19 protein-coding genes and 1 pseudogene are annotated in these 24,740 nt (G+C 64.1%); 5 read left to right on the plus strand and 15 right to left on the minus strand.

Annotated features, from left to right (window positions below):
• Positions 1-15 precede the first annotated feature (15 nt).
• The 6 genes and pseudogenes from CAL28_RS28200 to CAL28_RS28225 all read right to left on the minus strand — a co-directional run bounded on the left by CAL28_RS28200 (position 16) and on the right by CAL28_RS28225 (position 10,686).
• Entirely contained in the window at positions 16-5,217 is a 5,202-nt protein-coding gene (locus tag CAL28_RS28200) for an autotransporter outer membrane beta-barrel domain-containing protein (protein WP_094844287.1), read from the minus strand.
• Positions 5,218-5,596: 379 nt separating this feature from the next.
• Positions 5,597-5,734 (minus strand): annotated as a pseudogene (locus tag CAL28_RS28205) (PepSY domain-containing protein); the annotation flags it as partial.
• Positions 5,731-7,926, minus strand: a complete 2,196-nt coding sequence (locus CAL28_RS28210; RefSeq protein WP_254926256.1) for a TonB-dependent receptor — start codon at positions 7,924-7,926, stop codon at positions 5,731-5,733. The gene CAL28_RS28210 and the pseudogene CAL28_RS28205, both read right to left, overlap by 4 nt.
• Before the next feature lie 306 nt (positions 7,927-8,232).
• Positions 8,233-9,081, minus strand: coding sequence for an SDR family oxidoreductase (locus CAL28_RS28215; protein WP_094844288.1), 849 nt, complete (start codon positions 9,079-9,081; stop codon positions 8,233-8,235).
• Positions 9,082-9,130: 49 nt separating this feature from the next.
• Positions 9,131-9,892 carry an SDR family NAD(P)-dependent oxidoreductase gene (locus CAL28_RS28220; protein ID WP_094844289.1) on the minus strand — a complete coding sequence of 254 codons (762 nt, stop codon included), beginning with the start codon at positions 9,890-9,892 and terminating at the stop codon, positions 9,131-9,133.
• 53 nt (positions 9,893-9,945) lie between these two features.
• Positions 9,946-10,686 (minus strand): SDR family oxidoreductase, encoded by a 741-nt coding sequence (locus CAL28_RS28225; protein ID WP_094844290.1) that lies wholly within the window; start codon positions 10,684-10,686, stop codon positions 9,946-9,948.
• A 281-nt stretch (positions 10,687-10,967) separates the two neighbouring features.
• On the opposite strand from CAL28_RS28225, the gene CAL28_RS28230 reads away from it, so the two are divergent.
• Positions 10,968-11,861: an AraC family transcriptional regulator gene (locus CAL28_RS28230; protein WP_094844900.1), complete on the plus strand. Its 894-nt coding sequence runs from the start codon at positions 10,968-10,970 to the stop codon at positions 11,859-11,861.
• Here the strand turns inward: CAL28_RS28230 and CAL28_RS28235 are convergent.
• Entirely contained in the window at positions 11,858-12,754 is an 897-nt protein-coding gene (locus tag CAL28_RS28235; RefSeq protein WP_094844291.1) for an AraC family transcriptional regulator, read from the minus strand. The two genes, CAL28_RS28230 and CAL28_RS28235, sit on opposite strands and share 4 nt — an antisense overlap.
• 139 nt (positions 12,755-12,893) lie before the next feature.
• Between CAL28_RS28235 and CAL28_RS28240 the strand changes: the two genes are divergently transcribed.
• Entirely contained in the window at positions 12,894-13,670 is a 777-nt protein-coding gene (locus CAL28_RS28240; RefSeq protein WP_094844292.1) for an SDR family NAD(P)-dependent oxidoreductase, read from the plus strand.
• A gap of 80 nt (positions 13,671-13,750) precedes the next feature.
• Here the strand turns inward: CAL28_RS28240 and CAL28_RS28245 are convergent, their stop codons facing one another.
• Positions 13,751-14,656, minus strand: a complete 906-nt coding sequence (locus CAL28_RS28245; protein WP_094844293.1) for a LysR substrate-binding domain-containing protein — start codon at positions 14,654-14,656, stop codon at positions 13,751-13,753.
• A gap of 163 nt (positions 14,657-14,819) precedes the next feature.
• On the opposite strand from CAL28_RS28245, the gene CAL28_RS28250 reads away from it, so the two are divergent.
• Genes CAL28_RS28250 through CAL28_RS28260 form a run of 3 tightly spaced genes read left to right on the plus strand, consistent with a single transcriptional unit; the run spans position 14,820 to position 16,548 of the window.
• Positions 14,820-15,362, plus strand: coding sequence for a sugar ABC transporter (locus tag CAL28_RS28250; RefSeq protein WP_094844901.1), 543 nt, complete (start codon positions 14,820-14,822; stop codon positions 15,360-15,362).
• A 7-nt stretch (positions 15,363-15,369) separates the two neighbouring features.
• Entirely contained in the window at positions 15,370-15,696 is a 327-nt protein-coding gene (locus CAL28_RS28255) for a hypothetical protein (protein WP_094844294.1), read from the plus strand.
• A gap of 18 nt (positions 15,697-15,714) precedes the next feature.
• Positions 15,715-16,548 carry an MBL fold metallo-hydrolase gene (locus CAL28_RS28260; RefSeq protein ID WP_094844295.1) on the plus strand — a complete coding sequence of 278 codons (834 nt, stop codon included), beginning with the start codon at positions 15,715-15,717 and terminating at the stop codon, positions 16,546-16,548.
• Between the two features lie 18 nt (positions 16,549-16,566).
• Here CAL28_RS28260 and CAL28_RS28265 read toward each other — a convergent pair whose 3' ends face one another.
• From CAL28_RS28265 to CAL28_RS28305, 7 genes are all read right to left on the minus strand, one after another.
• Positions 16,567-17,355 (minus strand): hypothetical protein, encoded by a 789-nt coding sequence (locus CAL28_RS28265; RefSeq protein WP_094844296.1) that lies wholly within the window; start codon positions 17,353-17,355, stop codon positions 16,567-16,569.
• A gap of 290 nt (positions 17,356-17,645) precedes the next feature.
• Positions 17,646-17,780: a hypothetical protein gene (locus tag CAL28_RS30135; RefSeq protein WP_254926257.1), complete on the minus strand. Its 135-nt coding sequence runs from the start codon at positions 17,778-17,780 to the stop codon at positions 17,646-17,648.
• Positions 17,781-17,984: 204 nt separating this feature from the next.
• Complete coding sequence (locus tag CAL28_RS28275) at positions 17,985-18,356, minus strand: YciI family protein (RefSeq protein ID WP_094844297.1); 372 nt, start codon at positions 18,354-18,356, stop codon at positions 17,985-17,987.
• Between the two features lie 256 nt (positions 18,357-18,612).
• Positions 18,613-20,703 (minus strand): hypothetical protein, encoded by a 2,091-nt coding sequence (locus tag CAL28_RS28285; RefSeq protein WP_141218259.1) that lies wholly within the window; start codon positions 20,701-20,703, stop codon positions 18,613-18,615.
• A gap of 275 nt (positions 20,704-20,978) precedes the next feature.
• Positions 20,979-22,826 (minus strand): GMC family oxidoreductase, encoded by a 1,848-nt coding sequence (locus tag CAL28_RS28295; protein ID WP_440588423.1) that lies wholly within the window; start codon positions 22,824-22,826, stop codon positions 20,979-20,981.
• A 78-nt stretch (positions 22,827-22,904) separates the two neighbouring features.
• Positions 22,905-23,798, minus strand: a complete 894-nt coding sequence (dapA, locus tag CAL28_RS28300; RefSeq protein WP_176464173.1) for a 4-hydroxy-tetrahydrodipicolinate synthase — start codon at positions 23,796-23,798, stop codon at positions 22,905-22,907.
• 406 nt (positions 23,799-24,204) lie between these two features.
• Complete coding sequence (locus CAL28_RS28305) at positions 24,205-24,693, minus strand: GAF domain-containing protein (RefSeq protein ID WP_094844303.1); 489 nt, start codon at positions 24,691-24,693, stop codon at positions 24,205-24,207.
• Between the last annotated feature and the right edge of the window lie 47 nt (positions 24,694-24,740).

The raw sequence follows: 24,740 nt of genomic DNA on the forward strand, positions 1-24,740 counted from the left end.
AGCGTACCGGACCCGCTACCAGCTATACCGGTACCCAACCTGCCCGAACACCCCCTTGCGTTCCTCTCCGCCGAAGTTCTTGGCCAGTTTGATGTTGGCATACAGCTGTCCGCCCTTGCCCACCGCCTCGGTGATCCCGAAGCCCACTTCCCCCCACGTCCGCCCGTAGTTGGAGTTGACCGAGGTCCCGCCCACCGTCACGGCGCGCGGCGGCACGAAATCGTGCAGGACATCGAAGGTCAGGTAAGGCGTCCCGGACCCCGCCCCGTCCTCGGTCTTGACGTTGGGCGCGAACAACCGGAATCCCAGGCGGCCGCGCAATCCGTTGCTGCTATTGCCCGACACCCGCGAGACGCCATCGTTGAAGCTGTCCAGCTTCAAGTACTGGTAGACCAGTTGCGCCTGCGGTTCGATGGCCAGCTTGGGCATCAGCGTGAAGGGCTTGCCGACTTCCTGCGACAGCGCGATGCCGAAGCCGTTCTGGTTGCCGCCGCTGCCATACACGTCGTCGTACTTGTTGCGGTAGTGGGTGACCTGCGCCACCGAATCCCAGTAGCTGCCATCGCGCCAGTACTTGGTGTAATAGCCGCCCAGGCTTTGCGCCTGGGTCGTCGCGCTGCCCGCCTTGTCCGAGAGGGTCGGGTTCAGGTCCCGCTTGCTGTCCTTGAAGTCGGCGCTGGAAACGCCCAGCGTCGCGGTCACGCCCGCATGCGTGCTGCCGCCATCCTCCGACCGCGACAAGGTCCAATCCTTGCCGAACTGCATGAAGAAGGTGTGCTGGTCCACCGAGAAGCGGTCACCCGAATCGGCATTCAGGCCGTCGCCCCCAATGCGCCCCCAGAAGCCGTTCTTGTTGCCCTTCTGCGTCTGCTCGACGGCATACACATCGCCGACGCGCTCATGCAGCCGGCCCAGCATGGAGAAGCCGTAGTCCAGGTTCAAGGCGGGCATCTGGGCATACCCCGAGACCGCGGGGCGATAGGCCGCCGGGCCGGCGGGCGTGGTATCGCCCGGCGACGTCGGCCCGCCCAGCGCGGAGCGCAGGAAGTAGTCGTCGGCGCTCGTGCTGCCGCCTCGATACAGCAGGTACTGATAGGCGCCGGCCTGGACGGGCGCGGCAAGCTGGAAGGCCCCTGGCGCCGTCGTTCCGCCGCCCGTCACGGCCACCAGGTTGATCCCGTCGCCCGTGGTGCGCGCGCCCTTGCCGCCGGTGTTGGCGATGCGCAGCCCCGTCGTCCCCGTGGCGCTGCCGCCATCGATCACAAGGCGGTCCGATGGCGCGCCGTCGCCGGCCACATAGGTGTTGAGCGCAATGGTGCCGTTGTTGCCGACGTAGCTATTGGCCGTGATCGTCTTGTAGCTGCCGGCCTGGGTCGGATCCCCTGCCGGCGCCATGTAGGCGATGGTGCCGGCGTTCGACAGCGCCGCGACCTCGGAACTGGCCGTGACGTTCCATGTGCTGCTGGCGTCGATACTGACCGACAGCGGGTCGATGCGGCCCGTCAGGCGGGTGCCGTTGCGCAGGGCGACCGAGCCGGTGCTGCTGGCGTCCGCGATCAGGTCGCCATTCAGGGTCACGCCCTGGGCGTCCAGGTTGACGACGCTGGCGTTGCTCAGGTTCAGCAGCGTGCCGGAGGCCGCGGTGATAACGGTACCCGCGCGTACGCTGATGTTGGCCTTGGCGCCCGTCACATCGATGGCATGGCCCAACTGCGCGGCCAGCGTTCCACCGTCCACGGTAATCGTGGAGGTGTTGCCGGTGCCCGCCGTGTCCGTTACCGCGATGGCGGCGGATCCACCCTGCACCGTGGCGTTGCTCAAGGCCACGGTGCCGCCGGCATTGGCCACGACCCCCGGGCCGGCCGCGCTGCGCAGCAGCGTTCCGTTGACGGTGGCGGCCCCCGCCGGCCCTTCCACCTGCAAGGCGGCGGCGTTCGCGCCGCTGGCCGATACGGAGCCGCCCATCAGGGCTGCCGTCGCGCCGCTGTCCAGCATGATGCCCGGCGCGAGATCCCCCGCCGTGACGATGGTGGCGTTGGACAACTGCAGCGTACCGGCGCTGCTGATATGGATGCCGGCCGCGCCCGCGGCGCTGGTGTCGATGCGCCCGCCCGTGACGATTACGTCGCCGTTCGCCCCCGATGAGCTGATACCCGCGGAGCCCGCGCCGCTGGTCGTCAGGGTGGTGTCCGTCAGCGCGATGACGCCCCCGGGCGCCCGGTTATCCAGCGCCATTCCCGTGCCGGTCACCACGATGCTGCCCGCCGTGCCGACCACGCTGCCGCCGACCGCGGTCTCGTCCAGCAGAATGCCGTCCGCCGTCCCCTGCGCCTGGATCGATCCGGTGCCGGAGAAGGCCACCGATGCGCCGGCGCCCGTCAGGTGCACGGCCGCGTTGCCGTCGTCGGCGCGTATCACGCCGTTGTTGACCAGGGTGGCGTTGGCGCCCTGGACCAGCGCGCCGTCGCCGTGCGCGACCTGGATCGTGGCGTTGTTCCGCACGGTGCCCTGCGCGCCGACGACCACGCCGATGGACGACCTTCCGGCCAGGGTGACGGCATTGTTGTTGACCAGCGTGCCCAGGTTGCGCGCGACGAACCCTACCGCGCCGTCGGTGGCGGACTGGATCGCCGCATTATTGGTCAGCGTAGTGGCGATGAGATCGCCCCAGGCCGCGCCCGTCAGGTCATGGCCCTGGCCATCGACGATGCCGGCCGTCGCGCCCGCGCTGGAGAGCAGGATGGTGGTACCGGCGTCGATGGTGCCGGTGGCGCCGCCCTCGTTGACGATGGCGACGGCGCCCCCCGCCGAACCCGCCGCACCGGTGACGCGGAACGTCGAGCTGTCCGTGGACAGCGTGGTACCCACGCCCGTGGCGACCACGCCGCGCGCATCGGTGCCCGAGACCGTCGTGTCGAAGGCGCCCGCGACGGACGCGCCCGTGAAGCGCGCGCCATCCGCCACGCGGAACAGCGTGCCACGTTCGGTGCTTACGGCCATCGTGCTGGCCGACACGTTGATGGTGGAACCGGCTCCGGCCGCAAAGAAGCCGATCTGGTCGCTGCCCCCCACGAATTGCGGTACCGAACCCGCGGCCACGTTGACCGTGCCGCCGTTCTGCGCGAAGACGCCAATGGCCCCATTGCCGCCCAGGTTGATCGCGCCGCTCACCGACGCGACGCCCTGCGCGCCATCCACCCAGACGCCGAAGTTGCGCGTACCGCTGGCCGGGTCGGCATTGCCGTTGACATTGATGGTACCGGTGGATTCGGCATTCGCGGCGATGCCGGGATCCGCGTTGACCATCACGCCGATGCCATTGACGCCATTGACGTTGATCGTGCCGGCGTTGCGGACGACAGCCCCGGTACCCGCGGCGCCATTATCGTCAGCGAGCATGCCGATGTTGGCCATGGGCGTGCCGCCGGCCGCGCCGTTGATATCGATGGTGCCGTTGTTCAGCAATAGCGAATTCAGCGGCGCGGTCGAGAACATGGCGACCGCATTCTGCGCCTGCGAACCCACCACGATCCGGCCGTTGTTGACGGCGGTATCGCCGGTATCCATGATGCGCACGCCATAGGTAGGCCCGGCGATTTCCACATCGGGCACGGCATCCGTCGTGGCGTACTGGGCGGCCCGGCCGATATAGATGGTGCCCGTCGCGCTGTTGGTGAAGGCACTGCCGCCGCTGACGTTCACGCCGACCGCCCTGGCCGTATAGCCCGGATTGACGCCGACGTTGACCATGCCGTTGTTGGTGCCGGCCGCGCCGTTGGCCAGGCCGATACCGGTGGTGGTGTAGCCGTTGAAGCTCATCCCCGATACGTTGACCACGCCGTTGTTCTCGACGGTGGTGCCGGCCCCGGTGGCCATGATGCCGGAGCCGGTGTAATAGAACAGGGCATCGGTGGCCGTGTTGGCCTTATCGCCGGCCAGGTAGCCCGCGGACACCACGCCGTTGGCGGCATTGATGAAATGCGAACCGCTTTCCACCTGGGCGACCTGCTGGATGACGTTGCCGGACAGGATGCCGTGGTTGGTCACGGTGGCGCCATCCGTCGCCTTGACCGCGCCGGAGGCCCGCACCATGTCCAGCTGCGCGCCCGCGGCGATGGTGGCGCTGCCGCGCGCGCCGCTGGCCAGTATGGCGTAGCGGTCGCCGTTGGGCACGCGCGTCAGGTCGCCGTCCGATGTGTTGGTCATGTAGGTGACCGGCGTATCCACCGTGGTGAAAGCCTGCGCGAAGGCCGTGTCGTAGGCCAGCTGCGACGTCAGCACACCGTTCTTCAGCGCGTCCACCAGTACGTTGTTATAGGCCGCGAGCTGCGCCGCATTGGTGACCGCATAGTCCACGCCGTTGAAGTTGACCGTGCCGGCGTAGGTGGTCACGGGCACCGTCACCGTCAGCCGGCCGTTGGCGTCGGGCGTGGGCAGCCCGGGATCGATGCCCATGTCGATCTGGTTGCGCGAGCGCCAGACGACACGGCTGTCCGCGTTGCCGCTACCGTCGGCGGAAGTCAGATAGGTCTGCTTGGACACCATCAGGATGGCGTTCGACGACGGCGAGGCCGTTGGCGTCGCGCCGAGGTTGACGTCCAAGGTACCGCCGCTGTTCTCCACGCGTCCCAGCGAGGCTTTGTAGTACATGTCGCCGTTCACGTCCTCGAACTGGTTGATCGGCGTGGCCAGGTTCGACTGGTCGGCGATGGCGGCGGAATCGAAGGTCCGGAAGACGACGTTGGTACCCGTGGCGGGATTGCGCGCGCTGACGGCGACGTTCTGCGGCCCGGTCACCAGCGCACTGGAGCCAAAGGTGCCGGAGATGACGTTTACCGTGTTGGCCGGCACGGTCGTGTTTCCGTTGTAGCCGGTACCCACGACCGACGTGCCGTGCAGCGTCACGGTCTGGCCGTTGTTCACCACGGCCTCGCCCACGCCGCCGTTGCTGCCCGGCGGGTTGTAGTCGGCAACCGCGCACTGCCCGCCGGCGGGCGCGGATTGGTCGGGCGTGCCGGTCTTGCAGCTGGATGCCGACGCAAGCGCGGGGACCAGCATGCCGGCGGTCACCAGGGATAGCACGGATACGGAGGACAAGGCGCGACGCGCGCGGCTGGATGACGTGGACGCCGATTTGCCGCGCCCACGGGCGATCTCCGAAGTGACGATGTATTGCTGCCTGGCCGGGTTCCAGACTGTCTTATGGAACAGATTCATATACGGGCCTGCCATATCTACGGTGGAGGACCTCCGCTTGGCGTAGTGCGGCGCAAGCGGAGGCGCTGGCCCATGATTCGGCTGAATCGACTCGTAACCAATTGACGATTCGGCCTACGGCGAACAGGCGTCGGGAAGGCGGCTGAGCGCGCGCCGCATGACTCGGGATGTAGAGAGGGATGAAGGCGGCGCGGCCCGTCCCCGGTGGCAGACCCACCCGGGGCACGCGCATCAGCCAGCGGTCAGGGCAAACGCCCTAGGGCATAGGCGAGAGAATGTGCGTCCGCCCTAAGCAAAGCGGTTGGATGCACGTGTGTTGTTGCGGTGTCGCGCCGCAGGCGCGTGGCATGGCGCTCGCGCGCCCGGGTCAGTCATTGAGCGGGGCTTCGACCGCGCCCGACAGGTGCTCGATGTCTTTGTGAAAGATCAGGGGCAGCCCGGTCAGGCACAGCAGCAGTATGAAGACCGTGCAGACCAGGCTGCTCCACTTGTGCACCCAACATCGTGGCCTTCTCAGAAGGCGATGCTGGTCGACAACGTGTAGGTGCGCGGCGAGCCTACGAACAGATAGCCAGCCGTGGCGGTGCCCCAGTAATTCCGGTTGAACAGGTTCTCGACGTTGAAGCGGAAGGTGACGGGGGTGCCGCTGATCTTCGTCTCGTAGCGGGCGCCAGCATCGACGCGGGTCCAGCTTGGCACCGACAGGGTGTTGTCGGCGTCGGCGTACGTCCTGCCGGTGTAGATGACGCGGCCAAGCAGCGTCAGGCCGGGAACGAAGGGGGTATCCCACTCGGCGCCCAGGTTGAACTGCCAGTCGGGGACGCCAACGGCCTGGTTGCCCTGCAGGTCGGGCGTGGTGGCCTTGTTGATAATGGCGTCGATGTAGCTGATGCCTCCCAAGAGCCGCACGCCCCTGGTGACTTCGCCGGCGAAGCTGGCTTCGACGCCGCGGTTGCGCTGTTCGCCGAATTCCCCGAAGGTGTTGCCCGAGATGCCGGAGCTGGGGCGCGTCAACTCGAAGAGCGCGACGGTGGCCAGCATATCGTCGTTCAGGTTGTACTTAACCCCGATTTCCTTCTGCTTGGATTTGAACGGCGACAGGGTCTCGCCCGGGTTGGTGATGGCCGCGCTGGTGGGCGCCGTATCGCCTTGGGACAGGCCTTCGACGTAGCTGGCGTAGACCGACACGTCAGGCAGGATCTTGAAGACCACACCGGCCAGCGGTGTGATGGCGCTCTTGTCGTAGCGCGGGCCGCTGGGTTCACCGTTGGCAAAGTTGTAGTTCTGGCCCTGCACGTTCTGGTGGCGCGCGCCCACCGTCAGCTGCAGCCGGTCGTCCACGAATCCCAGGGTATCGGCCAGCGCATAGCTGGTCAGTTTGGTGCGCTGATAGCGGTTCAAGGGATTGCGGATGCCGGAGATGGACGGCGTGTCGAAGATGTTGCCCGCGTAGATGTTCGAGGTGCCGGGCGGAAACCCGGTGTAGAAGCCCAGATCGGACTTCTGGTCCAGCATGGTGTAGCCAAGGGCGACCTTGTGGCTGACGGGGCCGGTGTTGAAGTTGCCGCGCAGGCCGGCTTCAGTGGACTTGCTGTCCACCGTCATCCGTTGCCACCCGCCGAAGAAGGAGTAGTCGCCCTGCGTGTTCTGCAGCACGGGGTTCGCGGCGAAGGCGTCCCAGTCGAGCTTGCTCTGGCCATAGCCGGCGTAGGCGGTGAGGTTGTCGGTGATGTCGTATTCGACCTTGAAGACGCCGGCGGTATTGCGGCCGTCGCTCCAGCCCAGGCCGGGATACGGATTCTTGTTGCTGGGCGCCTCGGGAATCGAATCCAGGTCCGAACCCAGCTGGAACTGCCGCACTACGTTGTCGATGCGTTCCTTCTGCCAGGTCAGGTCCAGGGACGATCGCAGTTTTTCACCGCGATAGTCCAGCGCGACCGATCCTAACGCTTCGCGCGTGGACTGGTCCTTGATGGGCGTGTCGCCATCGCGCAGCATCGCATTCACGCGGATGCCGAACGCATTGTCCGGGCCAAAGCGGCGGCCGACGTCGGCGTGCACGCCGAAGACGGAATCCGACATGACGGAGCCGGTCACGCGGGTGATGGGGTCGTCGGTGGCGCGCTTGGGCACCAGGTTGACGACGCCGCCGACGCTGCCGCCCGGCGTCATGCCGAAGAGCGCAGCCGACGGCCCTTTGATGATCTCCACACGTTCCAGGGTTTCAACCGGCGCGCGCCAGTACGGCGTCAGCCCGAACATGCCGTTGAACGCGAAGTCCGCGGTCGGCACATTGAAGCCGCGGATGGTCAGGTCTTCGTTGATGTTTGAGCGTGCGCTGCTCATGCGGACCGACGGATCCATGGTAGCCACGTCGGCGACGGAACGCGCCTGCTCGTTCTGGATGGTCTGGGCGGTATAGCTGGTCACGCTGAAGGGCGTGTCCATGACAGACGTGTTGCCCAGGATGCCCATGCGCGCGCCCCCACCGATCAGGCCGCCCGCGATGGGCGCGGGCGCTTCATCCAGGGCGACCGGCGCACCGGTCACCGTCACGGTGGGCAGGACAGTGATGGCGGTCGGAACCGATGTCTCTGTCTGCGCCGAAACCGACGCGACATAGAGCGCCGCGCTTCCCGCCAGTGCCTGCCTTACAGCCTTGCCGACGCCCTTCTGCCCGCCATCACGGCCTCGCCCTGCTTTACCCACAACCCCACCCCGCGTGTTTTTTTGTAAAAACGCGCATGATAATCATTCTTATTTGTTTTTGCTACGGGAGGTGTGGCATCCGCGCATCAAGGCTGCTGACAGCATTGGCGCGTATTCGCCTGGGAATCAAGATCGTGCCGTTGGCGATCGCGATGACAGAACTGGCCGAGGCGCAGGCCCGGCACAGGCGGGTGGCATCGAGAATTGGCTCGCGGATTTCATCGCCAGGTCGTCGCACAATGTCGCCGCCAAGTCCGGGCATTGTGCGAGTGCATTTCCTTCAGTCCCGGAGGCTTTCGCCAGAACTCACTCCGCGAAGTCGGTGGCTTCGGAGGAGCCTCTCCACGCGTCCAGATCCCGAGCGACTGCTTTGGCCTTCTCTGCTGCGAGGTCATTGGCGATCCGGCCGGCGAACAGATGCAGGGGCGGCGTCTCGACACTGGCTGCCTGGATGATCAGAAGTGCCAGCTTGTCCGGGTCCCCCGCTTGATGGCCGTGCAGCGTGTCCAGGTGCAGATCCAGCGACGCCTTCGCCTCCGAATAGTCGTCGATCTGCCGCTTTGCCACCGCCAGCGCCCCGCTCGACAGGAAGTCGGTGCGAACCGGGCCCGGATACACCACCGTGGCGCGAATGCCGAGCTCGGCAACTTCGGCGGCTAGCGACTCCGTCAAACCTGCCAGCGCGAACTTGCTCGCAACGTAGCTGCCCCAGCCGGCATATCCGCCCTGGTAGCCGACAATTGACGAGATGTTGATGATGTGTCCGCTGCGCTGCCTGCGCAGATGCGGCAACGCGTGCCGCAGTACAGCCACCGGGGCAAAGAAGTTAACGTCGAAATTCTGACGAAGCTCGCCTTCGGACAGTGCCTCGACCGTTCCCTGCTGCGCATAACCGGCGTTATTCACGACCACGTCGATAGCGCCGAACGTCTGCAGGGACTTCTCGATAGCATGTCGGATGCTCTGCTCGTTGGTGAGGTCCACTTCTAGCGGAAGGAAGTTGTCGGATGCCTGGCCGAACGCTTCCGTCAGCGAAGCCGCGGTGCGCGACGTCGCGGCCACGCGGTGGCCTTGTTCAAGCAGATGATGGACGAGCTTCTGGCCGACGCCTTTCGATGCCCCGGTGATAAACCAGGTACGGGATGCTGATTCCATGATGATAGTCCTTGACTAGCTGAAGCTTGGGTGTGCGATGTCTATGTCTTTACGGGAGTGCGACGCTCATGCCGCCGTCGGCCATTACCACGGCGCCAACCATGAAGCTGGCCTTTTCCGATGCCAGGAAGGCAATTACCTCCGCAATTTCCTTCGGCTGGGCCGCGCGGCGGATCGGCGCCTTTTTGCCATGCTCGGCCAGGAATGCCTGACCGTCAGCGTGAATGTGATTGGTGATGTTGGTAATGACGTCGCCCGAGCCGACCGCATTGACGCGAATGCCATGCTCGATGGCTTCCAGCGACAAGGCGCGCGTCAGCTGCGCCAGCGCGCCCTTTGAGGCCGCATAGGCGGCGATCGTCGGGAATGCCTGATAGCACGCGTACGAACCCACGTTGACGATAGCGCCGGTCTTTGCCGGCACCATCACGCGCATGGCTTCCCGTGAGAACAGGAAAGCGCCTGTGGAATTGACTGCCTGAATGCTGTTCCAGTCTTCAAGCGTCATTTCGACGACGGGCTTATTGATGATGATCGCGGCATTGTTGACCAGGATGTCGAGCTTGCCGAACTTATCCATCGCGGCTGCGACGGCCCGCACGGCGCTTTCCTCGCGCGCCACGTCGGCGATAAGGGGCACGATACCGGGGCGGGCAAGCGCCTCGACATTGGCGCTGCGCCCCACCGCGATTACATTTGCTCCCTCGGCATAGAGCAGTTCCGTGGTCGCCAGCCCAATGCCGCTAGCCGCGCCGGTAACGATAGCGACTTTTCCAGCGAAGGCCCCGGTTTCTCGATTGCGTGATGTCATGATGGTTTCCCTTAATGGTTTGCCAGATCGATCGAGTAATAGGTGTCCAACTTTCAGAACGGGCTTGCGGTAGGGCGCACGACTATTTCGCTGACGTCGACATCCGCCGGCTGCTCTATGGCGTAGGCGATGGCCCGCGCGATGGCGTCGGGTCTGATGGCGATGCGGCGGAACTCTTGCATGGCCGACCGCGCGGTGTCGTCGGAAATCGAATCGGCCAGTTCGGACTCCACGACGCCCGGGCAGATCACCGTCACGCGGACCTTGTCGGTCTCCTGACGCAGCCCATCGGAAATGGCGCGCACGGCAAACTTGGTGGCGCAGTAGACGGCTGCGGTCGGCGTTACGGACAGCCCACCGATGGAGGAAATATTGATGATCTGGCCTTGGCCCTGTTGCTCCATGGCGGGCAGGACCGCCGCAATGCCGTGCAGTACGCCCCGGATGTTCACGTCTATCATCCGGTTCCACTCGGTCACCTTCAGCGCATTCAACCGCGACAGCGGCATCACCCCCGCATTGTTGACAAGCACGTCAATGCGGCCGAACCTATCGAGCGCAAAGCGCGCGAAGGCCGCGACGTCCTCGCATGAGGTGACGTCGAGTTCGCTGTGGAGGACGATGCCGCCGGCTGACTGCAGCGACTCCGCCAGCTCGACGAGGCGGTCGGTGCGACGTGCCCCGATGACAAGCCGATGGCCTTGCGTCGCGAGCAAACGGGCGGCGCCTTCGCCAATGCCGCTGCTTGCGCCGGTGATCAGAATAACTTTGGACGCGTTGGATGGGATTGCCATCTTGCATACTCCTATTGTTGGTCCGAATTGGCCGCCGCGGCCTTACTGCTTTGCGCGGAGGACGACCTTGCCGGAGCCCGGCCTGTTGAACCGACATGTGTTCATCGGCCGGTGTATGAATGGTAGGAAATACGGCGGCGCAGGCGAATACACGGAGCGATGCCATCGTTGCCTAATCCTATTGAAACCGTTGGCGTGTACGGCGGGGATGAATAGAATGCCGTTTGTCGAAATTGCGGGAGAGCGTGGTGCCGAACAATCGCAATCCGGTTTCCATCCGGATGGTCCGGCTACTGGAGAAACTTGCACCCAACGAGGGGTACACCCAGTCGGCGCTCGATAGCGTGCGGCTGATGCGATCCGATCGCCCGCTCGGGCGCACGCCCGTTTTGTACGAGCCGAGCATCGTGATCGTTTGCCAGGGGCGTAAGCTTGGATTCCTGGGCAACGAAGCCTACGTCTACGATGCGCAACACTATCTTGTGCTGTCCGTCCCGCTACCGTTCTCAACGGAAACACAGGCCTCGCCAGACGAGCCGATGCTCGCCGTATCGATCCGGCTGGACCTGCTCGAACTGACCGAACTGATCGCGCAGATCGGTGCGGCCAGGCAGCATCCCGAAGCGGCGCCAGCGGGCATCGTCTCCACACCTCTTGACGGCAACCTGGCGGGTGCGACGATACGGTTGCTGGAAGCGTTGACGGATTCACTCGATGCGCAGGTACTGGGGCCGGCGATCGTGCGTGAGATCTGTTATCGCGTACTCACTGGCGAGCAAGGCGCGGCAATGCGTGCCGCGCTGGCACATCACGGCCGCTTCGGTCGCGTCGCGCGGGCACTCAAGCGGATCCACACCGAATATGCGGAGCCGCTCAGCGTAGCACGCCTTGCCGAAGAAGCGGGCATGAGCGTGCCTGCGTTTCACGCCAACTTCCGTACCGTGACCCAGACATCGCCGATCCAGTACATCAAGTCCACCCGCCTTCATCAGGCGCGCCTCATGATGATCCGTGATGGCGTGACAGCAGCGGCGGCGGCCGGACGCGTTGGGTACGAAAGCGCGTCGCAGTTCAGCCGGGAGTTCAAGCGCCTGTTTGGCCGGACACCGGTCGAAGAAGCACGCGACATGCGCGAGTCGTTCACCCTTTCGCCGGCAGTTCGCTTTGGTGCCTAGCCGCCTTCAAGCATCGCCCTCATATGCATCGCATCCCGCTTCGGTGGCGCACCGAACATGCGTGCATATTCGCGACTGAATTGCGAAGCGCTTTCGTAGCCGACTGCAAATGCGGCCGCTTCGACGCCTATCGACTGCGACAACATCAACCGTCGGGCCTCAAGGAGACGCAGCTGCTTCTGATACTGAACAGGCGTCAGCGAAGTCAGTGCTTTGAACTGGCGATGAAAGGCCGAGCGACTAAGCTGCGCGACCGAGGCAAGCTCGTCGACGCTGACAGGGTCGGCATAGCGTTGCCGCAGGGATCGGATTGCTTGCATGACACGCTGGGATGGACTGTCTGCGAGGGCGAATCGCGCCATCTCACCGGCATGTGGCCCAGCGAGCAGCCAGTAGCACATCTCGCGGATTACCAGAGGCGCGATCGTCGGGATCGCGTTTTGAGTGTCGAGCAGACGAACGAGTCGCAGCGCGCAGTCCGCTAGCGGTCCATTGAAGTCGGTCACGAGAACACCGCGACAGTTTCCCCCAATGGCTTTGGGCGGACTTGCCATCTGTTCGACGACACTGCGCATCACGCCCAGATCGAGTTCGACAATCAGTACGAGGCACGGCTTGTCAGGCCTGGCTTCGAAGACGCGCCCGAGCGAAGGCGCTTCCACCCCTACGACAAGGGCCTGACCTGCCCTGTACTCAAGTCGGCTTCCACCGAATGTCGCCCACTTTGCGCCTTGAGCGACGATACACATGGCCGGGCTCGCGAGCCGATAGGACGGTGGCTTGGGATTGTCGGAACGCAGAATATAGACGCCCTCGATTGCCGTTGCGTATGGACTCGGGCCCGGCTGACGGCGTGTGTAACGCAGAATCGCTTTGGCCAACGGATTTGGCATAGGTTCGAGGCTTTCAATGAGCTGGGCCGAGCTTACTTCGCCGGAGCACAATTAGGCAAAAACGAGGCGAGTTTCGGCATTCAACACGTCGCCCTCACATCCATAAAATCCGTTCACACCCATGTTGTGAGAGGAAAACATGTCACGAACCACCCTGGACGTTGCCAACAAGGTAGCGATTATCACCGGCGGAAGTCGCGGTATTGGCCGCGATACCGTGTTGCGACTTGCGGCGCGAGGCGTACGCACGATCTTCACATTCAAGTCGAACCAGGCAGAAGCGGATTCGGTTGTTGCCCTGACGACCGAGGCGGGTGCGCCCGGCATCGCCCTTGAACTCGACACTGGCGTAGCCAGTTCATTCGACGGCTTTGTTGCGCGCGTTCGCGAAGCGCTCGGCACGATGGGCGTCGATCGTTTTGACTTTCTGGTCAATAACGCAGGCATCTCGTCCACTGCCAGCTTCACCGAGGGTACGGAAGACGAACTCGACGCGCAGTTCGCGGTGCATTTCAAGGGGGTATTTTTGCTGTCGCAGAAGCTCCTTCCGCTCATCCGCGACGGTGGACGGATTGTGAACATCTCGTCCGGACTTGCCCGATTTTCCTTCCCTAACAGAGCGGTCTACGGCCCCATGAAGGCCGCCGTCGAAGCACTCACGCGTTATATGGCGCTCGAGTTGGGACCTCGCCGCATCGCAGTCAATGTCGTCGCGCCCGGTGCGATCGCCACGGATTTTAGCGGCGGCATCGTCCGCGACAATCCGCAGGTCAACAAGGCGGTCGCCGACCACACGGCGCTCGGTCGTGCCGGCTTGCCTCAAGACGTGGGTCCCGTTATCGCCGCGCTGCTTTCGGATGAGTTCGGATGGGTCAATGCGCAGCGCATCGAGGTCGCGGGCGGTATCCAGATCTGATGCGCGGCATCGGAGACCAGTCCGAAGAGAAGCGACCCGTCGGCGATCGGCCCTTGGCGAATTCGCGAAGACAATGAGCTTCAGGTGCTGGCCTGAAGCGCCACACCTCGCGCTTCGTCAAGAATCCATGTCGCAAATGCCTGCAGCGGCCCCGCACTCAATTCGATCGGCTCTGGAAGAATGAGGCAGAAGTTTTTGGCGACCGCTTTAACCTCCGGCCAAGGCGCAACCAAACGGCCTTGGTCAAGCTCCGTCCCGATGTAAAGGCGCGGCACCAATGCCACGCCCAAGCCGGCGAGCGCCGCCTCAATCAGCATGGAATGAAGATCGTAACGAGCACCGACCGCAGGGTTGGTCAGCGCGACGCCGGACTCCTGGGCATAGAAGCGCCAGGCGTCCGGGTTTTGCCTCCTGTGAAGGCGTGGCAGTTCATCCAACGGCGTGTTCGTGCCGGCATCCTCGAGGAGCGCTGGGCTGCAGACGGGTACCAGCACCTCCTCGAGCAGGTGATGCAGATGCATACCCGCCCACGCGGGATGCTCGAAATGAATGGCCGCGTCGAAACCGCTACCTGCAAGAAGGAAGGGGTCCATCCGTTCTGCGATATGCATGGTGACGTTCGGGTGCTTGTCCTGAAAGCGCTTTAGCCGGGGGATGAGCCAACGCGTTGCGAAGGTCGGAATGGCTGCGATATCGATGCTCGCGCCCTCAATGGGCTGCCCCATCAGATACAGGCTGTCGCGTTCCAGCCGATCGAGACCCTCACGAACCTGCACTGCATATCGCTTACCGTTCGGAGCAAGCCGCACGCGATTTCCGACTCGCTCAAATAGTGCAACTCCCAAAAATGCCTCCAACCGGCCAATCTGACGGCTTATGGCGCCCTCGGTGAGCGCCAATTCCTCTGCGGCGCGGGCGAAACTTCCGTGTCGCGCCGCTGCCTCGAAGGCCTGGAGCGCGGAGTTGCTTGGGATCTTGCGTCGCATTGGAATCTGGCAAAAGTATTGGGTGGACGTCAGCTTGACTAAATATCACTGAAGGCTGACGTTATTTCGATTTTCAGAGGGAAAACACGGGTCTAGGATTACTTTACCGCAACAAAAGTGGCGCTTGCAGCAAAACGCCGCATCCGTCGCGAAGGACAATCCGATGATCTATACCGTGGAATGCAGCTTCGCCGATCCCCGCAGCGAGCCCGAATGGAACGACTTCTATAGCCTCGAAAAGCTGCCGGCTCTAATCTCGGTGACCGGCTTTCACACATCGCAGCGCTTCAAGGCGATAAGCGATGGTTGTCCTATGTACCTGGCCGTCCACACGATCGACGGCCTCGACGTTCTGAATGGAGACGAGTATCGCCTGAAGGGCGGCGGCAATTTCGCAAGGTGGCAGCAACACATCACCGACTGGCATCGAAATCTCTACAGCGATATTGGTGCTGCGCCCGCGGTCAACGCCGACGAACTGCTCGCGCTGTGTGCAAGCGGCCCCGACTCCCTGATCCGCATGGGCCTCGACCCGTTGGCCATGCAAGCTGTTGCACTGGAAAAATTTCCGGAGCGTCGTTGGCTCGGAAAGCTGCCTCTAAGCAACGCCCTATCTTTCGAAGGCCTTGAGGGCGTCCATCTTTACGCGCCGATGACGGAACAACTGACCAGCGCTCGAAAGGCTTCGACTGCGCAAAAGAAATAGGTCAGCGATGCCAAACATCACGTTTTACATTGACGCGAGGCAAATGCCGTCCGACAAACATCTTGCTGAGCTGTCCGACGACTGTGTCCAACTCTGCACGATTGCCCTCGATGCAGAACTGAAAAATGTTCACGTCGTCTATGTTGACGTTCGGCACGGCCACGGACATCCGGTTTTCGTGGAAGTCCACTATCGCCTCGGGAGGCTTCGCACGCGCGCGGTAATGGACCAGTTCATGGAAGCGCTCGACAACGCCATCGCTTTCCGCACAGGTCTCATGGCGCGTATCCGTTGTTTCGGCTACGCCGCATCGAACATTCACGCCCGAAATTGATCGGTCTGGAGAAGCCTTATGTTTCCGAGTCAGCAAGTTGGTGACTTCACGATTACCGCCATCAGCGATGGCTATCTCACGGCCAGCCTCGACGTCCTTTCGAATATCGACACCACGGAGGCCGCCAGAATGCAAGGCGACGCAGGCCAGAAGGAGCCCGCTGCCGTGCATATCAACTGCTACGTGGTCCGCGGAGGGGGGCGCACGGTGCTCATCGACAGCGGCGCTGGCGGGATCAAGCAATGGGGCGGTCGCCTGAGATCCAATCTATTACTTGCCGCAATCGAACCGTCCATGATCGACACCATCCTGCTCACACACGCCCATCCTGACCACGTGGGAGGGCTGTTGAATGCCGCCGGAGAAACGGCATTTCCCAACGCGCAGCTTGTCGTTCACGAGCGAGAGGTGAAGTTTTGGCAGGACGATGGCAATCTCGCGCGGGCCAGCGAGCGGGCGCGCGGAAACTTCCTTGTTGCGCGCCAAGTGTTCGACGGCTACAGCGACACGCTTCGGACTTTCGACGATGGAGAAGTGCTTCCCGGTATCCGGGCAATGTCGCTACCGGGACACACCGACGGGCACACCGGTTATCTCGTCGAATCCGGCGATACGGGTTTGTTGATTTGGGGGGATATAGTTCACTTTCCTCACATTCAGATTGAGCGGCCAGACGTATCGATCGCATTCGATCAGGATGCGTCCATGGCCGCCACCACACGATCCCGGCTTTTGGACCAGGTTAGCTCCGAGCGGCTTCTGATCGCCGGCATGCATTTGGGCGAAGCCGGCTTCGCGCGCATAACGCGAACAAAGGGGAAATATGGTCTGCTTTACGAGGCTGAAGTGTGAGTCCTGGCAGTCGCTGACTCAGCTGCTTGAACCCAGATACTCACGTATGGCTTCTGGCATGTACTTGGTCATCTGTAGCGGAGGGGCGTCTTCACGGAGATCCAGATACATGTCTACCGCGACGAGATATGCATCGAGCACCGAGCCTTGTTCGAAGAGTGGAACGGTTCCTGAAAGCCGCTCGACAGAGGGCTCGCTCAGCGTCTCGATCCTGCGAACTCCACGCTGAGGCCTCCCTGATCGACGATGCAGCATCGGCCCCAGTACCTGTTCCCTAAAGAAGCCGAGCATCCCCATCGCTTCGAACAGTTCGCCTCTTGCGAGCTTCGTTGCTCCATAGTGAAGCCAGATCCATGCTCTTTGCTCAAACCAGTCCGGCGATGCATTCGGCCATTCGATAGCAGCCTGATCGAGAAGCGACTCGATTTCTTCCGGATCGCGAGCGAACAACACGGCCGGCCTTTCCACCAGCCGATCCAGGCCAGACCGCGTTACGAACTTCAGATCGACGTGTATCAGGGGCGGCCCGTAAAGGCATATAAGTAGTCTGGGTTCGCCGACGTGCTCCCCGGTGAATGCAGCGAGAAGATTGCCGAGGCTCTCCGCAAACCCATACCGGGAGGCCATTACCTCTGTGTTGTTTTCATCTTCTACGACGATGACGAGATCCAGGTCGGAGTGGTTATCGAACCCGCCGTGGATATATGAGCCGCCGGCAAGCAGCGCCGCAAGCCGTCGGTCGTTCACTACGCCATTGCGGACGCGTTCTACGAACTCTCTGTGCAACGAAGGAAGTGTGCTGGGCATAATCCGTTCTCCAAGCCAGCGGCTCAGATTACCCAACCCACCCCGGAGGAACAAGCTCCCTCCCCATCCCCGGCGTAAAGGTCACCGCCATCGCGAGCGATCCAGCAGACTAGAAATGCCGTACAACTGGCTCACAACACGGAATGGAGACTCAGGCGCTCTCCGCTTTGGGTTGTGCATTCAACAGGTTGGCCGAGCCAGTTCAAGACGCTTATATCGAAAGGCACCCAGCTGTTTCGGACCTACATTGCGGGTATCCTTGGCCCGCGTCCTTGTAGTGCGATGGGGGCTTACATCAGGCCCTCGGCACCGCGCCAGGTATTGCTGTCGATGATTTCGTGGACCAGTTCGAGTACGACCCGCTGCCCTTCGCGTACCGCTTGCGAATGCGAGCGCGCCGCATTTTCACAGAGTGCCCAGGTCATGTGAGCGCCGCGAACCGGACTCCACGAGATCAGTTCCTTCCAATACGCATTGCCGCTGACCGCACAGCACGGGGTTACGGTGTCCGCGTGGCTTGTGCTCAAGAATCTTCAATCACAGCGTCACTGAGGTCGCGTTCCATTTCGTTTGCTTCGCCCTACGGCTTCGCGCGCGCATCAGCATTCCTGAGCCAACCGCCCGCACCCTCATGGGGCCAGGTAGAAATCCATGGGAATGAGTTCGATGGCCCATCCGCCTTCTTCGCCCAAGGTGGCGGCCGGGTGCATGGAAGCGATGCGCAGCGCCTCGTCACGGCTGTCCGCCTCGATAATGAACAGGCCGCCCACCATTTCCTTCGACTCGGTATAAGGTCCATCGGTGACGCGCGTCCCGCCATTGCGCGGGCGAAGCGTCGTCCACGTCTCCGCATCGCCCAGCGACGCGGAAACCAGAACCTTGCCGGTGGCGCGCATCTTTTCGTCCAGTGCCGGACATTGGCTGACCAACGCCTTGACGTCGTCGGGCGCCATCGCGGCGAATTTTTCGGGGGTAAAGTAGGCCAGGCCAAGGTATTTCATGGAAGATTCCTTACAGTGGGGATGCATTGACGACGAACCGGATGCCCAGAAATCGACAATGCACCGGAGGCCCGAACATGTCCAGCTGCGCGTCCGCCACGATGGTGGCGCTGCCGCGCGCGCCGCTGGCCGGTACGGCGTAGCGGACGATTCGGCCTACGGCAAACAGGCGTCGGGACGCCGGCCGGCCCCGCGCCGCGGCCGGCCGCGAGACCGGCAGCGCGGAAGTGTTCAATGGCGCGGGGCGGCAAACCGTTCAAGCACGCAGGGCCGGGGTTCCCATCTTGTTCGGATCCGGCGATGCCACCGATGTGAATGCGAGCGTGCTGAACACCTTGGATAGCTCGGCTTCGACCTCGGCGGGATTGTCTCGCAAACGGTCTTCCAATGGCGACTGGAGAAACTCCCGCAAGCCGTCGCTGGCGCCGCGCCACGCCTGGATCCAGCCATCGCACTGCCTCGCCTCCGGCGCATCGGGCGGTATTTGTGCACGAATGGATTCCATGACATGAAGCCGGGCCCGCAGTTGGTCGCGCGCACGGGACGCTGCCTGCCGCAGCCGGGAAGTTTCCTCGGCCTGGTGCGCCTCTTCCTGTAATTTCTCTTCGTCTATGTCGCCATCGTTCACCTGTTCGTACAGCGCGGCAGCCGTCAGCAAGCCGGCGCCGATGCGCGCCGGTGTTTGGGCTTGCGGGCCGAAGACCGCATCCAGGCGCGCAATGGAGGCCGAAGAATGTATCAGCCCATCGATCTGGTCGAGGCTCAGATCGCAGCGAATCATGCCTGGCAGCAAGGCAAGTACTTCCGCGGGAAGATCCGGGTCGGTCAGCCATCGCTGCACAGCCTGTTTCATCGCCTCGTCCAGCCAGGGACGTAGATCCATCCCGGCATCCCAGCCCTGCCAGGCCTGCAAGCGCTCCGGATAAGCGGCATTGGCCTGTACGATCGCACGCGCGCCGGCTTCGTCCAGGCCGTTGACAAGGAAACGGCCCGCCGCATATTGCTGGTCGACCGACAGGCCGGCGGCGTCCCACCTTTCCACACGCGCCTTGAAAGGCAGCGATGACCACAGCAGCGGGCCGTCCGCGGGCCCCGACACCATCCAAGCGTGGGCGAGGGGCGCCAGGCGTGCCAGCCGCTCATATGACGCCATCCGGGCCTCAGCCTGGTCGCGCAGCGGATTCAAGCGGCTTTTGGTTTCCTCGAGCACGGCATCCAACCGGGGCTTGAGCTCCGGCGAGTCCAGCTTGCCTATACGAATGTTGGCGTGACGATCCAGGGTGTATGAGGGGTGCAGATTCGCGGCTTTGTAGCGTTCCACCATGCGGTCCGCCTCGGCTTGGATTTCAGGCCATGCGACCACGTTCCCCACCGAAAGCAGGCTCGCGACGTACGACGCCGGTACGCCTGCGTTCGCCAGCTTGACCAGTATCTCGGGATCGTGCAATTCCCCGGCATTGGGCACGGCGTGCGCAATCTCTTCGTGCAACAGGTATTTTCCGACAAGGCTCGTCTCCTTGACCGGCAGTGCATTGCCATCGGCGCTTCCGGTATCGAGCCGTACCCATTGCCCCAAACGGTCCGGGGTGAGCTTCCCGGCACCGAGCAGCTCCAGGGCCAGCGGGGAAAACGCCGCGGCAAAATGCTCCTTCATATAGCTATGCTGCCAGGATAGGGCCCTGTAAGCGGGACCATTCCATCGTCCGCGAGCGTACGCCTGATCCCGAGCTTCACGCAGTCTTTCGATCTTTTCTACGCTGCTGGAGACCCAGGTACGAAACATATGGAAGGGGATCAACTCGCAATCAAGGGCGCGCGCCAAGCCGGGCGGGATGGCGATTTCGTTCTCCACCAGGTCGCGAATAGGCTTAAAGAAGGTCTCTGGCGTTTCCTCCGGGTGCTTCTTAAGATAGGCCTGCGCTGCCCTGAGCAGGTTCCGGGGCGGCTCACAGTGGGTTGGGTCCCAACTAAGCTTGAGCGCGCCGTCCTCGGACAATTGATCGAGAACATGCTTTCGCCAGTGCTCCACCATGCAAGCATCGGGCGCTGGCGGCGGCGGGGGCCAGATGTCGCACTTCAAGGCCTTGATGCCCAACGGCCCGACCAGGTCAGCCAGAAGATCGAAGGGCGGATGAAAGCCGGGCTTGGCGGGTGGTTGCGCTGCGTCCGGACGGGCGTCCTTAAGAAGTTCCGCCCAGCACATCCCGATCTTTTCGCGCAGCGCGGCGTCGCCTTGTATCGTTGGCTGTCGCAGGATGCTCGGGGCCAGGGTATCGATCGCCGTCTTTTTGGCCGCATCGAACGCACCGGTACTGGCCGCTTCGACATACCGGGCGGTGGCCTCCAATAGACCTTGCAGATGTTGAGCGTTCGCGCGGTCGCCTTGGAGTCCGTCGGACGGCCGTGGGAAAAAAGCATGTGCTGCGTGGGAAGCGGCGGAGGGGTTTATCTCTGGCATCTCGGGACATAGAACGATTGGTGAAGCCCCTGAGTAGGCGAGGCAACCATTGCGTTCCGGGACAAACGTCCGGTCCGGATCCGCGGATCGACTGCCCGGCGCGAGGGACCGCACAAGACCGTAAGGGCGATGCAACCCTTGTCGACCCGTGATTGGGGCAGCCGCTATGCGGACGCCACGTCGGCGTGTTCGCCTGTTACCTCAGCGGCCAAGCCCCCACGCCGCGGCGCGCGGCGATCCTCCAATATCATCCGCGCGCCTTTCTCCGCGATCATGATCGTCGGTGAATTGGTATTGCCCGACGTGATGGTCGGCATGATGGAGGCATCGATCACGCGCAAGCCTTCCACGCCATGCACGCGCAGGCGCGCGTCGACCACCGCCCCCGCGTCGGCGCCCATCCTGCATGTGCCCACCGGATGAAAAATCGTCGTGCCGATATCGCCGGCCAGGCGCGCCAGGTCTTCGTCGCTTTCGAATTCCGGGCCGGGACGGTATTCCTGCGGCTGGTATTCGGCAAGCGCCGGCTGTGACACGATACGCCGCGTCAGGCGCACGCTCTGCACGGCCACGCGGCGGTCTTCATCGGTGGACAGGTAGTTGCACAGGATCTCGGGATGGTCGGCGGCATCCGGGCTGACGATACGCACGTGGCCGCGGCTGGTGGGCCGCAGATTGCATACCGACGCGGTGAAGGCCGGAAAGGCATGCAGCGGTTCGCCGAATTTTTCCAGCGACAAGGGCTGGACGTGGTATTCCACGTTGGCGCGCGCGTGCTCCGGCCCGGAGCGCGCGAAGGCGCCCAGCTGCGACGGCGCCATGGTCAAGGGCCCGCGCTTCATGAACAGGTACTGCAGCCCCATCATGCCCTTGCCCCACAGCGTGCCGGCGATGGCGTTCAGCGTCTTCGCGCCGGTCACCTTGTAGATCAGGCGCAGCTGCAGGTGATCCTGCAGATTGCCGCCGACGCCCGGCAGGTCGTGCAGCACGGACACGCCGCGCGATTGCAGCCAGGCGCCCGGGCCGATGCCGGACACCTGCAGCAGTTGCGGCGAGCCGATGGCGCCCGCGCACAGGATCACTTCGGCACGCGCCCGCGCCAGCTGTTCGCCGCCCGCGTCGCCGCGAAAGCGCACGCCCACCGCGCGCCGGCCTTCGAAGGCCAGGCGGGTAACGTGCGCGCCGGTGACGATGCGCAGGTTGGGCCGCTTGATGATGGGCTTCAGGAAGGCGCTGGCCGCGTTCCAGCGTACGCCGCGCCGCTGGTTCACGTCGAAGTAATCGCAGCCTTCGTTGTCGCCCCGGTTGAAATCGTCGATGGACGGAATGCCGGCCTGCGCGGCGGCCCGGCGGAAAGCGTCCAGCAGGTCCCAGGACAGGCGCTGGCGCTCCACGCGCCATTCGCCGCCCTTGCCGTGATAGGGACCGGCGTCGCCGTGGTAGTCCTCGGTCTGCTTGAACAGCGGCAGCACGTCGTCCCAGCCCCAGCCGGGATTGCCCGCCGCCGCCCAGCCGTCGTAGTCCTGGCGCTGGCCGCGCATATAGATCATCCCGTTGATGGATGAACTGCCCCCCAGCACGCGTCCGCGCGGATACCCCAGGTCGCGGCCGTTGAGACCGGGATCCGCCTGCGTGCGGTAGCACCAGTCGGTGCGCGGATTGCCGATGCAGTACAGGTAGCCGACCGGGATATGGATCCAGTGCCAGCTGTCCGGGCCGCCCGCCTCCAGCAGCAGCACGCGCGTGTCCGGATCGGCCGACAGGCGATTGGCCAGCAGGCAGCCGGCCGAACCGGCGCCCACGATGACGTAGTCGAATTCCAGGCGGTCCGCCGGGCCGTCGATCGCGCCGGCGCCCGTCTGGCGGGAAGCCTGGCCGCCCGCTTGGATGCCCTCTTGCGTGCCCGCCTGGCCGCCGGTTCGGCCGGAGGGCGTGTCCTCCGCCGGGGCTGTCCGTGCGGCCGCCTGTCCCAGCGGCCGCTCCATCGCCTGCCCGCCTCTCGCCACCGTCATCGCCTGTCTCCCATGCATCCGCTTATGTGTGCGTATTTATACGTGCCCGCTCGTCGGAGCCGGTCATGGGGTTTTAGATCACTTGCATGCCGCCGGCAAGGCCGCGATGGCGTCGGCAAGCGCCGCGCGCAGGTCCGGGCCGGGCGCCGTCATCGGCGGACGCAGCGTGTCCTCGCAATCGTGCAGCGCACCCAGCGCCGCCTTCAGCGGCCCGGGATTCGGGTGCGCGTACAGCAGGCGGATCACTGGCGCCAGCGCGTGGAACAAGGTCCGCGCGCGATCCCAGGCCCCCGCCTGCGCGGCCTCGAACATCGCCACGTGCAAGTCCGGCCGCACATGGGCGGAAGCGACGATGGCGCCCGCCCCGCCCAGGCTCAGCGTGGACAGGGCCTGCAAATCCTCGCCCGCCATGACGGCCAGCCGGCCGTCGGCGATCAGGGCGATGGTCTTGTCCAGCGAGCCGCCGCAATCCTTGATGGCGGCGATATTCGGATGCGCCGCCAGCGCCAGCAGCGTGGCGGTTTCCAGGGTGGCGCCGGTGCGGTAGGGAATGTCGTACAGCACCAGCGGCACGCGCGAGGCGTCCGCCAGGGTCTCGAACCACAGGCGCAGGCCATCCTGCGCCGGCCGCACATAGGCGGGCGCCGACACCAGCACGCCGGCCAGCGGCCGTTCGCCGAACTGGCGAATGCGGTCGCGCGCCTGGCCCAGGTGATTGCCCGACAGGCCCATCGCCACCGGCAGATCGCCGGCTTCGGACAGGATGGTATCCAGCGCCAGAAGCTGCTCGCCGGCATCCAGCGCGGCGGCTTCGCCGGTACTGCCGCAGGCCACCAGCCCGTGCACGCCCGCGCCGCGGTAGTGGCGCACCAGGCGGCGCAGCGCGGCACGGTCGACTTCGCCGTGGCGGAAAGGCGTGACAAGGGGGACCCAGATACCGCGGAATGCGGGCGCGCGGCTGGCCGCGCGCAGCGGCAAGGGTTCGGTGGCGAGAGTAGGCGTATCCATATCGACTCCAATGCAAGACCGCTGGAAGTCCGCTAAAAGCGCGTCGGATACGTATGGAGAAGGACGATATGTAGAAGAAGACCCCGCCCTGCCGCTGTTCCGTCGCTCTTCTGACGGAACAGCTGCTCCGGTCAGATGAGCGGCTGTTTTTTGGCTTTGACGATGCGCGCGCACGTGCCGGCCATGCCGGCGGCATGGGCAGGGGCGCAAAGGTGGGCGGCGATCGTCATGGCCGTGATCATACCTGCATGGCGAAGGGGTGAACATCCCATGGCCGCCCTGGCGGCGATCCGGCCTGGCGGACGCATGCCCGCAAGCGCATGTCCCGCGACACGCTCCCTAAAAGGCAGAGCGCCCGGCCGGTGCGATCTCACTCCCGCAAACTGGCCAGGAAAACCCCGCACAGCGCTTCCATGCCGGCGCGGTCGTCCTCGTCGAAGCGCCCGGGCAAGGGGCTGTCGACGTCCCACACGCCGATCAGCGCGCCCTCGTGCACCAAGGGCACCACGATCTCGGAACGTGACGCGGCGTCGCAGGCGATGTGGCCCGGGAAGGCATGCACGTCGGGCACGACCTGCGTGCGCCGCTGGCTGGCGGCCGCGCCGCAGACGCCGCGGTCCAGCGCGATGCGCACGCAGGCGGGCTTGCCCTGGAAAGGCCCGACCACCAGTTCGGTGCCGTCGTAGAAATAGAAGCCGGCCCAGTTCAGGTCGGGCAGGGACAGGTACACCAGGGCGGAGAAGTTCGCGGCATTGGCGATGCGGTCGCGTTCGCCGGCCAGCAGGCCGCGCGCCTGTTCGACCAGTTCGGCATAGCGATCCGCTTTGGTGGCGGCGGTGGAAGGAACGGCGGAAAACATGGCGAATGGCTCCAAAACGGATCGCGCGCCGGCGCGGCGCGCGGCCG

The sequence above is a fragment of the Bordetella genomosp. 11 genome (genome assembly GCF_002261215.1).
Lineage (GTDB): Bacteria > Pseudomonadota > Gammaproteobacteria > Burkholderiales > Burkholderiaceae_B > Bordetella_C.

What these genes read in the sequence shown, in the direction of transcription:
- CAL28_RS28200 (WP_094844287.1), bottom strand. Translation starts at nt 5,217, where the DNA reads ATGAATCTGTTCCATAAGACAGTCTGGAACCCGGCCAGGCAGCAATAC.
- CAL28_RS28215 (WP_094844288.1), bottom strand. Translation starts at nt 9,081, where the DNA reads ATGGAATCAGCATCCCGTACCTGGTTTATCACCGGGGCATCGAAAGGC.
- CAL28_RS28220 (WP_094844289.1), bottom strand. Translation starts at nt 9,892, where the DNA reads ATGACATCACGCAATCGAGAAACCGGGGCCTTCGCTGGAAAAGTCGCT.
- CAL28_RS28225 (WP_094844290.1), bottom strand. Translation starts at nt 10,686, where the DNA reads ATGGCAATCCCATCCAACGCGTCCAAAGTTATTCTGATCACCGGCGCA.
- CAL28_RS28230 (WP_094844900.1), top strand. Translation starts at nt 10,968, where the DNA reads ATGGTCCGGCTACTGGAGAAACTTGCACCCAACGAGGGGTACACCCAG.
- CAL28_RS28235 (WP_094844291.1), bottom strand. Translation starts at nt 12,754, where the DNA reads ATGCCAAATCCGTTGGCCAAAGCGATTCTGCGTTACACACGCCGTCAG.
- CAL28_RS28240 (WP_094844292.1), top strand. Translation starts at nt 12,894, where the DNA reads ATGTCACGAACCACCCTGGACGTTGCCAACAAGGTAGCGATTATCACC.
- CAL28_RS28245 (WP_094844293.1), bottom strand. Translation starts at nt 14,656, where the DNA reads ATGCGACGCAAGATCCCAAGCAACTCCGCGCTCCAGGCCTTCGAGGCA.
- CAL28_RS28250 (WP_094844901.1), top strand. Translation starts at nt 14,820, where the DNA reads ATGATCTATACCGTGGAATGCAGCTTCGCCGATCCCCGCAGCGAGCCC.
- CAL28_RS28255 (WP_094844294.1), top strand. Translation starts at nt 15,370, where the DNA reads ATGCCAAACATCACGTTTTACATTGACGCGAGGCAAATGCCGTCCGAC.
- CAL28_RS28260 (WP_094844295.1), top strand. Translation starts at nt 15,715, where the DNA reads ATGTTTCCGAGTCAGCAAGTTGGTGACTTCACGATTACCGCCATCAGC.
- CAL28_RS28265 (WP_094844296.1), bottom strand. Translation starts at nt 17,355, where the DNA reads ATGCCCAGCACACTTCCTTCGTTGCACAGAGAGTTCGTAGAACGCGTC.
- CAL28_RS30135 (WP_254926257.1), bottom strand. Translation starts at nt 17,780, where the DNA reads ATGACCTGGGCACTCTGTGAAAATGCGGCGCGCTCGCATTCGCAAGCG.
- CAL28_RS28275 (WP_094844297.1), bottom strand. Translation starts at nt 18,356, where the DNA reads ATGAAATACCTTGGCCTGGCCTACTTTACCCCCGAAAAATTCGCCGCG.
- CAL28_RS28295 (WP_440588423.1), bottom strand. Translation starts at nt 22,826, where the DNA reads ATGACGGTGGCGAGAGGCGGGCAGGCGATGGAGCGGCCGCTGGGACAG.
- CAL28_RS28305 (WP_094844303.1), bottom strand. Translation starts at nt 24,693, where the DNA reads ATGTTTTCCGCCGTTCCTTCCACCGCCGCCACCAAAGCGGATCGCTAT.